General features: G+C 61.6%; 9 protein-coding genes. 3 read left to right on the top strand and 6 right to left on the bottom strand.

Features of this window, described 5'->3' with window-relative positions; genetic code table 11:
* Positions 1-583: 583 nt before the first annotated feature.
* The 3 genes from ACSOSP_RS29755 to ACSOSP_RS29765 all read right to left on the bottom strand — a co-directional run bounded on the left by ACSOSP_RS29755 (position 584) and on the right by ACSOSP_RS29765 (position 3,299).
* A complete protein-coding gene (locus ACSOSP_RS29755) occupies positions 584-1,450 on the bottom strand; it encodes a DMT family transporter (RefSeq protein WP_455312081.1) in 867 nt (288 codons plus the stop codon).
* A gap of 172 nt (positions 1,451-1,622) precedes the next feature.
* Positions 1,623-2,252 (bottom strand): TetR/AcrR family transcriptional regulator, encoded by a 630-nt coding sequence (locus ACSOSP_RS29760; protein ID WP_455312083.1) that lies wholly within the window; start codon positions 2,250-2,252, stop codon positions 1,623-1,625.
* A 135-nt stretch (positions 2,253-2,387) separates the two neighbouring features.
* Positions 2,388-3,299 carry a LysR family transcriptional regulator gene (locus tag ACSOSP_RS29765; RefSeq protein WP_455312084.1) on the bottom strand — a complete coding sequence of 304 codons (912 nt, stop codon included), beginning with the start codon at positions 3,297-3,299 and terminating at the stop codon, positions 2,388-2,390.
* A 132-nt stretch (positions 3,300-3,431) separates the two neighbouring features.
* Here ACSOSP_RS29765 and ACSOSP_RS29770 point away from each other — a divergent pair, with 132 nt between their 5' ends.
* A complete protein-coding gene (locus ACSOSP_RS29770) occupies positions 3,432-4,358 on the top strand; it encodes an alpha/beta hydrolase (protein WP_455312085.1) in 927 nt (308 codons plus the stop codon).
* 100 nt (positions 4,359-4,458) lie between these two features.
* Here the strand turns inward: ACSOSP_RS29770 and ACSOSP_RS29775 are convergent, their stop codons facing one another.
* On the bottom strand, positions 4,459-5,325 hold the full coding sequence (locus ACSOSP_RS29775) for a LysR family transcriptional regulator (RefSeq protein ID WP_455312086.1): 867 nt from the start codon (positions 5,323-5,325) through the stop codon (positions 4,459-4,461).
* A gap of 216 nt (positions 5,326-5,541) precedes the next feature.
* Here ACSOSP_RS29775 and ACSOSP_RS29780 point away from each other — a divergent pair, with 216 nt between their 5' ends.
* Entirely contained in the window at positions 5,542-5,976 is a 435-nt protein-coding gene (locus ACSOSP_RS29780; RefSeq protein WP_031362830.1) for a VOC family protein, read from the top strand.
* 115 nt (positions 5,977-6,091) lie between these two features.
* Here ACSOSP_RS29780 and ACSOSP_RS29785 read toward each other — a convergent pair whose 3' ends face one another.
* Both ACSOSP_RS29785 and ACSOSP_RS29790 read right to left on the bottom strand, forming a co-directional pair.
* Positions 6,092-6,895, bottom strand: coding sequence for a transglutaminase-like domain-containing protein (locus ACSOSP_RS29785; protein WP_455312087.1), 804 nt, complete (start codon positions 6,893-6,895; stop codon positions 6,092-6,094).
* A 138-nt stretch (positions 6,896-7,033) separates the two neighbouring features.
* Positions 7,034-8,167 (bottom strand): zinc-binding metallopeptidase family protein, encoded by a 1,134-nt coding sequence (locus ACSOSP_RS29790; RefSeq protein WP_455312088.1) that lies wholly within the window; start codon positions 8,165-8,167, stop codon positions 7,034-7,036.
* Between the two features lie 270 nt (positions 8,168-8,437).
* Between ACSOSP_RS29790 and ACSOSP_RS29795 the strand changes: the two genes are divergently transcribed.
* Complete coding sequence (locus tag ACSOSP_RS29795; protein ID WP_455312089.1) at positions 8,438-11,899, top strand: transglutaminase family protein; 3,462 nt, start codon at positions 8,438-8,440, stop codon at positions 11,897-11,899.
* Positions 11,900-11,907 lie beyond the last annotated feature (8 nt).

The following is an 11,907-nucleotide window of genomic DNA, read 5'->3' on the forward strand; positions in this document are numbered from 1 at the left end:
CGAGGGACCGCTTGTGCACGGAATGCGAAGACGAGCGTAATAACCGGTTCAGCAGAAATCCTGTGGAAATGTAAGACCTGCATGGCAACTGAATTAATTTCGGTCTGGCCATTGCAAGCACTGGACACTATTCCTCTTTTGCAGAACAACGGTCATTTACCGCACTGGCCCGGTGCGCGTATGCATTCTAATTATTGTCTTTGCCGGAAGGTGATTTCCAGACCTTACCGCCTGGCGTAAATCCTCAGAATTGAGGATTCGCTATCGGCGAAGTCACGGTATTGTCAGCTCCTTCGTTAGTGGATAAGAGAGAGGGCCGAATATGGAAATGCAATACCGAGGATCGACAATACGACCCATGGTTGCCCCCGCCCAAGGCGCCTTCGATTCATCCGTGATCATCCGGGACGAGCATGGAAATCAACGCTCGCACGGCACCCTTGGCCGTTTCGCGTCGCATAACGCCGCGACGAATTTTGCAGTGGTCTGGGCGATAGCCAGTCTCGACGGAGATACAGTACCGCGAGCGCCGTTCCAGGTTATTTGATGGCGTGGGCCGGCGCCATTCGATATTGGCCCGGCTCTACGAAGCTGCAGCAACGCGCCGCGTGCGGCGGCGTAAGTAAAGGTTGTTGAGAATCAGCGCCGTGCCTGTCATGCAAGCCCCTGCAATCTGCATGGGGGTCGGGATCAATCCGCTTATCGCCGACACTACGAATGTTGTCACGGGCAGCACGTCCATGAACAGCACGCCATTGAGCGGCGTAAGAATTTTGTTCCCCATGTTCCAGAACAGAATGGCGATAAAACCCGCTACAGGTCCCATGTAAAGCAGGTGAGGGACGATGTCGATCAGCATCGCCGTGGTGGGTACCGGCACGACGTGAAGCGCGAACAACAGCACGTTCAGCCCGATGATCGTGCTCAGGCCGAGCACGGTTGTCATCGTCGTGTACTTGAGGGCGGACCAGGTCTTGAAGGTCGACGCACTGAACGTGTAGATCACCCAGCACAGCGCGCCCACCACAATCAACGCGTTCGCCGAGTAGTGCTGAGGCTCGCTCAGCAGCGCCGCAATATCGCCTTTTGTCACCACCAGTGCGACTCCGGCAAACGACATCAGGATAAACAGGAACGAATACAGCGGCGGCAGGACGCGGCGCACGATCGAATTGACGATCAAACCCATCATCGGCTGGGTTGCCATCATGATCGATGCCGTCAGCGCGCCGTCGCGTCCGGCCAGTTGCTGTCCGAGAAAAACAAAAGAACCGAATCCACAAAAACCAATTGACCCCAGCAACCAGGCACGCGCTATAGGTTCTCCTTTGAACCGGAAGGCGCTTCGGCCTTCTTTCACCCGCAACAGGACGATAAACGCGCTGCCGGCGATCAGGTAACGCAGCGACGTGAAGGTGAATGGATCGACATGACGGAGTGCGCTTGTCATGACGGGAAACATGATGCCCATCAAAACTGTCGCGCATACGCAGAGCAACACACCCGTCATGTAACCAGGACGCAGACTGACAAAAGATGCGCCGCGAACCGGGGCAGGGTTTGTCGCTTGGGGCTCGAATAATTTATTCATGACCTATCGTTCAAAAATTAGGGAAAAATTTTTAGAGCAATGCGCGCAGGGTCATATCGACAATGCCGGCCAGCTTCTTTTCGCTGATCTCAACCTTCCCCAGCACCCGCAGTCCTTGCACGATGCATAGCAGGAAAGTGCCAACGTCGTTTTCGTCGAGATCGGCATTGAACTCTCCCGCTTGCTGGCCGCGAATCACGGCCGCGCTCAGTTGGGCGCCAATGCGTTGGAGTGTCGTTTCAATGTAAGGCCGCAATACTTCATCTGCCGGAAGCAGTTCGAGTGCCGCGTTGGTGATGAAACACCCATGGCGGCCGGCAAGGTCGGCGCTCAACCGGGTGTAGTGAAGCAACGCCTCACGCAAGCATTCGCGCGGCGGCAGATCCGCTTGCAGACGCTCTTTGAGCCGGGCAACCGCGCCGTCGGCATACCGTTCGAACGCGACGATCAACAGACCGTGCTTGTCTCCGAATGCGCCGTACAGGCTGCCGCGCAGCAGGCCGGTTGCATCGCATAAGGTGCCCACCGAGGTCGCGTTATAACCGCCTTCCCAGAACACCCGGGCGGCGGAATCGACGACTTCGTCGAGATCGAACTCACGAGGCCGTCCGCGCTCCTGGGAGCGGTCGGCAGGCTGCTGCAGGGAAGAAGTTTTTGTCATGCGTGGATATTATGACCTGTCGTTCAATAAATCAAGGTGGCTTGTGCGCACGGCACAGCAGCACGTGAGGAGCCTCGGCATTGCGCGTTCCTTGCTGAACCGCGAGCCAGGAACGCAAGGCCATTAAATGTGGACTCAGCCCTGTTGTCCCGTCAGCGCCGGGTTGCCCGCCAGGATCTCTACCAGGAAGTCGATGAACACCCGGACCTTGGTCGGCAGGCGGCGGCCGGCAGGGTGGACGGCGCTGATGGCCAGCGGGCCGGGCGCGTAGTCAGCCAGCACGACGCGCAGCGCGCCCGAGGCGATCTCGGGTGCGAACGCCCAGACCGGGGCGTGGGCCAGGCCAAGGTCGGCGAGCACCGCGGCGCGGATCTGCTCGGCGTCGGCGGTACGGAAGTTCGAACGTGGGTGATGCAGAACGGACTTCGACCCGTCCTGGAACTCCCACGGCAGCGGCTCGTGGAGCGGGGCGAAAATCAGGCAGGCGTGCGCGTCGAGGTCAGTGGGGGTCCGAGGCTCGCCGCGAACTGCGAGGTAGGCCGGCGTGGCGACGGTCGCGAACGGCGCCATGGCGATGCGGCGCACGATCATGTTCGAGTCGGCGAGTTCACCGTTGCGGATCGCCAGGTCGACGCCTTCCTCGATCAGGTTGATATTGCGCCCGGAGCCGGTGAGCTCGACGGAGATGTCCGGATAGCGGGCGAAAAACTCGGGAAGGCGCGGCACGATGTAGAGCCGCCCGAACACCGGGGCGACGGTCACCCGGATCAGGCCGGACGGCGCGGACTGGCCGCGGCCAACCAACGACTCCGCTGCTTTGAATTCGTCGACCAGCCGCAAGGCGGATTCATAGAAGATTTGGCCGGCGTCGGTGAGGGTCATGCTCCGCGAGGTGCGGCGCAGCAGTTGCGCCCCCAGGTGGGCTTCGAGGGCGGCGATCTGTTTGCTGACCGCCGACTGGCCGACCCCGGCTTCCCGGGCGACCGCCGAAAAACTGCCGCGTTCGACGACTCGAACGAAGAGGTGCATTGCGTCGAGGCGGTCCATAGAAGATTCCCAATCCATCTGATCAGGAATGGATTGTATTCCCGGGCGGTGGCTTCCGCGCCGAATTGAAATGGATGATCCTCTCGTCAGACGCGGCCGGAGCGTTCCGGCCAAAAACCCCAGAGGATTTCCATGACCACTACCACCACGACGACCTCTATTGAAACCCGGCACGTTCTGTCCGACGACGAGCGCCAGATTGAGCAAGCTGTGCTCGCCGAGATCCATGCGCTGTTCTCGAACCCCACCGGCAATCAGCGCGAGACTTATGACACGATGATCTCGATGACGCCGATCGCCGATGGCGTCACCCTGGAAGCCATCGACCAGGACGGCGTCAGCGGCTGGTGGGTGCGGCCGGCCGGCGCCCCGGCCGACCGGGCGATCCTCTTCCTGCACGGCGGCGGCTACATGCTGGGCTCGGCCAGGGCCTATCGAGGCTTGGCTAGTCAGCTGGCGGTCCGCGCCGGGGTGGCGGCGTTCGTGGCCGACTATCCACTGGCGCCGGAGCATGTGTTCCCGGCCGCGCCCGAGGCCGCCGCCGCCGTTCGCCGCTGGTTAGGCAGCCAGGGTGTGTCGCAGGTCGCGCTGGTCGGCGACTCCGCGGGTGGCGGTCTGTCGCTGAGCGTGTTGGGCGATGCGGCGGCGAGCTCGCCCTCCATCGCGTCCGTCGCGGTCTTTTCGCCCTGGCTCGACCTGGCGATGACCGGCGCCTCGGTCGCCAGTCCCGACATCCACGATCCCATCTTCCAGCCGGAGACGCTTGCCGGGCCGGCCGCGGCCTACCTGGCTGGCGCCGATCCGATGGATGGCCGGGCGTCGCCGCTCTACGCCGTGCCCGAGGTCCTGCCACCGTTATTCATCCAGGTAGGCGGCGACGAGATCCTGCTCGACGACGCGCGACGCTATGCGCAGGCGGCCGCGGACAAGGGCGGTGAGGTGCGGCTCGAGATCTTCGAAGGGCTGCACCACGTCTTCCAGGGTGCAACAAAGGACCTGCCGAGCGCGCGTCGCGCACTGGACACGGTAGCGACTTTCCTGAATCGACATTGGGCCTAGCGCGACGTGTACGGGAGCGCCGCCGGCAGGCAGATCGTGGCGCTTCTGCGGGAGTACGTCTTGTTCCAATGCGCCTTGGACCCCGCTGACCCGGCGTTCCTCATCGCAGCAGAACGGCGCAAACGGACCCGGCGAATTGCACGGTGACGGTTTGTTCGTTTCGCGTCTGCCGCTGGACGAGGCCGATTTCACGCGCGAAGGTTTCGTCACCAAGAGACAACGCGCGCACGGTCTCCGGCACGTGCAGGGCGCACGACTGCGGAATCAGCGCAATGCCCACCCCGTGCGCCACGAGCCCGACGATCCCCTGCAATTCGTCCAGTTCGACGACATCCTGCACCGTCACGCGAATCCGTCTGAGAAAGCGGTCGACGAGGCGGCCCCCGAAGGAGCTCCGGTCGTATCGGATAAAGGGCTCCGACTTGAGCAGCGCGCGCCATGGCCGGTCCGCAAGCTCGCGCGGGACCAGCAGCACGAAGGTTTCGGTGAGCAGCGTGCGCCAGTGCAGTTCGGCCGGCAACGCGAAAGGGGGTTTGATGATCACCGCGACATCGACCTCGCCGGAATCCACCTGTGCGAGCAAGTTGAGCGACACCCCGGGAACCACACGGATTCGCCACCCCGGCGAAGTCTGCCGGAACAGTTCGATTGCATTGACGAGAAACGACGCCTGCGCCGAAGCAATCGCCCCCACCCGCAGCAGCCCGGACTGTTCCACAGCGCCGCCACGCGCGGCGAGGCGGGCATAAACCGACAACAATTCTTCGGCCGTATCGACTGTCTGCTTGCCGGCGGCGTTGAGCGTCGCTGAACGCCCGGTCCGGTCGAATAGCGGGAAACCCAGGTCTTCCTCCAGCCGCTGGATCTGCGCGCTGACGGCCGATTGCGTCAGTCCGATATGCGCCCCGGCACTCGCGAACGTCCCGAAACGCACCACCGCCAGAAAGGTTTTCAGCTCTCGCATCATGTTTTATCGATCGCTTTGGTTAAGCTTTGGCAGGTTTTAATCAATCGATTTTATTGATGCTGAGCTAAAAAAACTATCGTTATTCAACTATTATCGTTGCCCTTAAACTGTCTTCCCATGGCGTGACATTCATTTTTCGCGCACCATGACGGCGGCGCGGACAGACCTTGTCCGCGTCGTCGAATCCGTACCATTCAACCGATATCCGAGCCCGCCATGAGCGACACCACTGCTGCCATTTCCCCTTTTCATCTCGCCTTTCCGGTCCATGACATCGCGGCCGCCCGTGAGTTTTATGGCGACCTGCTCGGCTGCCCGGAAGGCCGGAGTTCTGCCGATTGGGTGGACTTCAATTTCTACGGCCACCAGATCGTGGCGCATCTCGCGCCGGACGAAATTGGTCATCGGAAGACAAGCGAGGTAGATGGCGATGCAGTCCCGGTCCGGCACTTCGGCGTGGTGCTGCCGATGGACCAGTGGCAAGCGGCATCGGACAAACTCACGGCGGCCGGCGTGGAATTCATCATTGAACCGCATGTGCGCTTCAAGGGCGAAGTCGGCGAACAGGCGACCATGTTTTTCCTGGACCCGTCGGGCAATGCGCTTGAGATCAAGGCGTTTGCGAACATTGCTTCGCTGTTTGCGAAGTAGTTTTTTTCCCTCGCCGCCCGTAGCGAACGCAGACACTGAATCATCGGCTGGCTCGCACGCCGCCCGCGCTCTGCTGAGCCGGGTTGTTGAATACGTCGTGCGAACTGCCGGGGAATTACTGAGGCTCGCAGACCACGCTGAACCTCACCAGCGTGGTGGCGCCGAAGGTGTTGCTCAACGCGACATCGGCGGCGTCGCGGCCTCGACCCATCAATACGCGTCCGATGCGCGGCCCGTTGTTGCGCGGATCGAATGTCTGCCACGTGTTGCCCAGATACACCTCGATCCAGGCGCAGAAATCCATGGGTGCGTAGGGCGGCGGCAAACCGACGTCGCTGATATACCCCGTGCAGTAACGCGCCGGAATGTTCATCGCGCGGCATAACGCGACGGCCAGATGCGCGAAGTCCCGGCACACGCCCACGCCTTCCCGATACGCTTCAAACGCAGTCTTGGTCGGCCGCGCGCAGTTGTAGTCAAAGCGTATGTGCCGATGAACATAGTCGCAAATGGCCTGCACCCGGGCGCGTCCGAGCGGCGTATGGCCGAACATCTGCCAGGCGGCTTCGGATAGCAGGTCGGTCTCGCAGTAGCGGCTGCCGAGCAGGAACTGCATGCACTCGTCAGGCAGTTCTTCAACGGCATGCTGATAACCGTTTGGTTCCTGCAATTCCATATAAGCCGGCACGTCGATCAGCCCCTCGGTGGACAGCGTGAGCCAGCCTTGCGGCGCAACCAGCCGGCTGCATAAATTGCCGAATGAGTCGTGATACTGCGAGTAGCGCAGCGCCGGGTTGACCCTCAGGATGTCCGGGACAAGGATGCTCTGCGCACGCGACGCGTGCATGTTCAGCATCAGCAGCATGGGCGTCGGCTGCACGCATTCATAGACCAGTTCGTAACCAACGCGGAGCTTCATCGGACTGACCTTTTTAGGTTGGCGCGCTTAAATGAATCGAGGCGTGGCCGCGAAGATTCGGGCAACGACCTCGCTTGCTTCATCAGGGACGATGGTCAAGCCGGAGTTAAAACCATCGGATTCCTGATTAATGCCTGATCAACCGGTCGATGCCGCCGGCTGGTCCTGCTTGATTTCTGGCTGACTTGGCGGAGCGTCAACCTTCGCTTGCTGCTGCGCACCCGCGTTCGCAATCACCTTATGCACGAAACGCAGCTTGGCGACGACCTTCGGCGAGAGCGTGAACGGGTACGCATCGGCGAGTCCCAGGCTTCGATTCAAGCTATTCAAGGCGTACATCAGGGGAAACCATTGCTTCATGAGTTTATCGAAGCTGGTGTTCTCGATCGGCTCGATCTCGGTGAGCGACGGCTCGTTGTCGGACTTCGGGTCGAGCTTGAATCCGCAGGCAGCGGCAGTGTCCACCGTATCGACAATATGCAGGTAATGCGCCCATGTCTCCGCCCAGTCCTCCCAGGGATGCGTGGTGGCATATGCGCTCACATAGGATTGCTCCCAGTCGGCCGGCGGACCATTGTCGTAATGCGCCTGCAGTGATTGCGCGTAGTCGGCGCGCTCATCGCCGAACATCTCCCGAAACGGCTCTTCCCAGCTCGTATTCGCCACGAGCCGGTCGAAATAGTAGTGACCTATCTCATGCCGGAAATGCCCGAGGAGGGTCCGGTACGGCTCGTGCATATCCGCGCGCATGCGTTCACGCAGCGCGTCGTCGGCTTCGGCTATGTTCATCGTGATGAGGCCGTCGTCGTGACCCGTCAGGACCTTGGCGCCCATGTCGCCGTCCTCGAGAAACTCGAACTGCAAACCGGTTTCCGGATTGGTCCGCCGGGAGTCCGTGTTCAGCCCGAGTGCCGAGAGCGCGAACAGCAAGCGCCGCTTGGCCGTCTCCAGCTTGTACCAGTAGACGCGGTTATTGGGCTGCGTGAGATTGGGGATGGTCTGCGTCAGGCTGCACGCCGGGCACAATACGTCCGGCGAATCGGCCGGGATCATCCAGTTGCAGACATTCTCGAGCGCGTAGTTGTTGCACTGCCGGAACAACGCACCGTTCGCCGATGGATTCAGGGCTTTCCACAGGGTGTCGCCGGCGGGTTCGAACGCGCAAACTTCGGACAATTCAGGCACGAAGCCCAGCAACGCCGCGCAGGATTCGCATTTGACGTTCTCGAAAAAAACGTGATGCTGGCAACGGCCGCAATGAAATGTTTTCATATAAAAGAGATAGGCTGGAACGCGGGGCGTGGTGGCTTGATGGTGACTATTGGTGACTATCAAGCAAGCCACGTGCCGCTGCAGGAACGGTCCGGTCCCGATGCAAGGGGCGTTTTACGCGCCAGTTTGGTGCATCGACGGACACTTGAAACGGCTTGTACGCAGTATTTCGTGCATGCAAGCCGCCGGGAGCCTTGCCCGATGGTGCATTCGACCAAACGGCATGGAGTTTGCTTTTGAAGATTGCCAAAATTCGTCCAGGAGTCAGGTGTGTCAATCCGTGTCGCGTTGAACCATGTCACGCACTACCGTTATGACCGCCTCGTCGGCCTTTCACCGCAGGTCGTGCGCCTGCGGCCTGCGCCGCATTGCCGTACCCCGATCGTTTCCTATTCGATGCGGGTCGAGCCAGCTGAACACTTCATCAACTGGCAGCAGGACGCGTTCGCCAACTACCAGGCGCGGCTCGTCTTCCAGGAGAAAACGCGCGAATTCAAGATCACGGTCGATCTGGTCGCCGAAATGGCGGTGTACAACCCGTTCGACTTCTTCCTCGAGCCCTACGCCGAGAAATTCCCGTTCGCGTACGAACCGGAACTCGCGGTCGAGTTGGCGCCGTATCTGATCAAGCGCGAGCCTACGCCGTTGCTGGCGAAGTTTGTCGAGAGCATCGACAAGACGCCCAAGGTAACGGCCGATTTCCTGGTCGAGCTGAACCAGCGGCTGCAGCACGATATTGGCTACGTGATCCGCATGGAACCCGGCGTGCAGACGCCGGAAGAGACGCTCGAAAAAGCGTTGGGATCATGTCGCGACACGGGCTGGCTGCTCGTTGAAACCTTGCGGCAGCTCGGGCTGGCCGCGCGTTTCGTGTCGGGTTACCTGATCCAGCTCACCCCCGACCAGAAGTCCCTCGATGGCCCGAGCGGCACCGAAGTCGACTTCACCGACCTGCACGCGTGGTGCGAAGTCTTCCTGCCTGGCGCGGGCTGGATCGGACTCGACCCGACCTCCGGGCTGCTGGCGGGCGAAGGGCATATCCCCGTTGCCTGCACGCCTGAGCCGGGGAGCGCCGCGCCGATCTCCGGCGCGGTCGATGAAAGCGAAGTCGAGTTCGAGCACATCATGCAGGTGCAGCGCGTACTCGAAACGCCGCGCGTGACGAAGCCGTACACGGAAGAAGTGTGGAGCGCGGTGCAGAAGATGGGCGCGCAAGTCGACCAGCAACTGACCGACATGGACGTGCGCCTGACGATGGGCGGCGAGCCCACGTTCGTCGCCGTGAGCGATCGCGATGCCGCCGAATGGAACACCGACGCACTGGGGCCCACGAAGCGCGGTTATGCCGTCTCGCTGATGGACAAATTGCGTGCGCGTTATGGCGTGGGCGGTTTCCTGCATCTCGGGCAGGGCAAGTGGTATCCGGGCGAGCAGTTGCCGCGCTGGGCCATGTCGCTGTTCTGGCGCGCGGATGGCGAGCCGATCTGGGAAGACCCGAAGCTCTTCGCCGATGAACGCGATCCCGGCCAGTACACGGCTGAAGACGCACGGCGGTTTATCGAACATCTGGCGGCCAAGGTCTCGCTGGATGCGTCGTATATCCAGCCCGGTTACGAAGACACGTTCTACTACCTGTGGCGTGAACGTCGCCTGCCGGTGAACGTGGACCCGTTCGAATCCGAACTCGACGACGAAATGGAGCGCATGCGCTTGCGCCGTGTGTTCGACGCAGGCTTGTCGCAGGTGACGGGCTATGTGCTGCCTATCGCGCGTGAACGTGATATTCCGATGCAAGCGCCGACATGGGTCAGCGGCCCTTGGTTTTTCCGCGATGGTCGCATGTACCTGATCCCTGGCGACTCGCCGATGGGGTATCGGCTGCCGCTTGAATCGCTGCCGTGGGTGAGCGAGGGGGACTTTCCGTATCAACATCCGCACGATCCGTTCGGGCCGCCAGCACCCTTGCGCCAGGCGATGGAATTGCGCATGCAATATCGCGGGGAAGCGGTTCCTGGGGCGGGTATAGAAGGAAGAGCGGGCGAAGGTGCGGGAGCAGGCACGGGCACGGGCTTAGGCGCCGGTACCGGCACCGGGCGCGCGCCTGCAACCTCAACCCGCGAGCCGTCGCGCGGCGAGTCCGCTTCGTGGATCCGGCGTACGGCGCTGTGTGTTGAAGCGCGAGATCCGGCACGCGCGGCGGGACCGGATGTCGAAGAGAAATCATTCGGAAGCGGCAAGAGCCTGCTGCATGTGTTCATGCCGCCGCTGACCGAACTCGATGACTACCTCGACCTGCTTGCGGCCATTGAGGCAACGGCAGCCGATCTGCGCATGAAAGTGGTGATAGAAGGCTATCCGCCGCCACGCGACGCCCGTCTCAAGATGCTGCAAGTCACACCTGACCCGGGCGTGATCGAGGTGAACATTCATCCGGCGTCCAGCTGGGATCAACTCGTCGATCACACCGAGTTCTTGTATCAATCGGCGCATGAAAGCTACCTCAGCACCGAGAAGTTCATGACCGACGGGCGTCACACCGGCACGGGCGGCGGCAATCACTTCGTGCTGGGCGGCGCGACGCCTGCCGACAGCCCGTTCCTGCGGCGTCCCGACCTGCTTGCAAGCCTGATCGCGTACTTCATCAACCATCCGTCGATGTCGTACCTGTTCTCGGGATTGTTCCTCGGGCCGACGAGCCAGGCGCCGCGTGTTGACGAAGCACGCAACGACCAGCTTTACGAACTCGAGATCGCGTTCAAGGAGATCGAGCATCAGCTCGAACGCCTGGGCGGACGCGATAGCGCATTGCTGCCGCCGTGGCTGATCGACCGGACGTTGCGCAATTTGTTGATCGATGTGACCGGCAACACGCACCGTGCGGAGTTCTGCATCGACAAGCTGTATTCCCCCGATGGCCCGACCGGCCGCCTCGGCCTGCTCGAACTGCGGGGCTTTGAAATGCCGCCGCATGCGCGCATGAGCCTCGTCCAGCAGTTGCTGTTGCGCTCGCTCGTCGCGCGGTTCTGGGACAAGCCGTATACCACGCGTCTCACGCGCTGGGACACGGAACTGCATGACCGTTTCATGCTCAGCACGTTCATCGAAATGGATTTCCACGATGTCATCGCGGACCTCAACGAAGCCGGTTATGCATTCGATGCCGCGTGGTTCGCGCCGCATTTCGAATTCCGTTTCCCGCTGGTGGGCGCGGTCCAGACGAATGGCATCGAACTGACCGTGCGCAGCGCGCTGGAGCCGTGGCACGTCATGGGCGAGCAGGGGTCGCCGGGCGGGACGGTGCGCTATGTGGATTCATCGGTGGAACGGCTCGAAGTGCGGGTGCTCGGGCTCAACGACAACCGCCACGTGGTGACGGTCAACGGCGTGCCGCTGCCGCTGCAACCGACCGGCCGGGTCAGCGAACATGTGGCCGGCGTGCGCTTTCGGGCATGGTCCCAGCCGACTGCGCTGCATCCGTCAATTGGTGTGGATGCGCCGCTCACCTTTGACATAGTTGACACTTGGAGCAACCGTTCCATAGGTGGATGCCGGTATCATGTAGCCCATCCGGGTGGCCGCAACTATGTGACCTATCCGGTCAACGCATACGAGGCGGAAAGCCGGCGGCGCGCACGCTTCTTCAGGATCGGCCATACGCCTGGACGCATGGTCGTGGAGGAACCGAAGCGCAGCCTGGAATTCCCTTTCACACTCGATTTGCGCCGACGGTAGCCTTAACA

The organism is Caballeronia sp. KNU42 (assembly GCF_053760385.1).

Bases quoted from the DNA above. Each gene is read 5' to 3' on its own strand.
- ACSOSP_RS29775 (WP_455312086.1), bottom strand. From the start codon at position 5,325: ATGATGCGAGAGCTGAAAACCTTTCTGGCGGTGGTGCGTTTCGGGACG.
- ACSOSP_RS29770 (WP_455312085.1), top strand. From the start codon at position 3,432: ATGACCACTACCACCACGACGACCTCTATTGAAACCCGGCACGTTCTG.
- ACSOSP_RS29790 (WP_455312088.1), bottom strand. From the start codon at position 8,167: ATGAAAACATTTCATTGCGGCCGTTGCCAGCATCACGTTTTTTTCGAG.
- ACSOSP_RS29760 (WP_455312083.1), bottom strand. From the start codon at position 2,252: ATGACAAAAACTTCTTCCCTGCAGCAGCCTGCCGACCGCTCCCAGGAG.
- ACSOSP_RS29785 (WP_455312087.1), bottom strand. From the start codon at position 6,895: ATGAAGCTCCGCGTTGGTTACGAACTGGTCTATGAATGCGTGCAGCCG.
- ACSOSP_RS29755 (WP_455312081.1), bottom strand. From the start codon at position 1,450: ATGACAAGCGCACTCCGTCATGTCGATCCATTCACCTTCACGTCGCTG.
- ACSOSP_RS29765 (WP_455312084.1), bottom strand. From the start codon at position 3,299: ATGGACCGCCTCGACGCAATGCACCTCTTCGTTCGAGTCGTCGAACGC.
- ACSOSP_RS29780 (WP_031362830.1), top strand. From the start codon at position 5,542: ATGAGCGACACCACTGCTGCCATTTCCCCTTTTCATCTCGCCTTTCCG.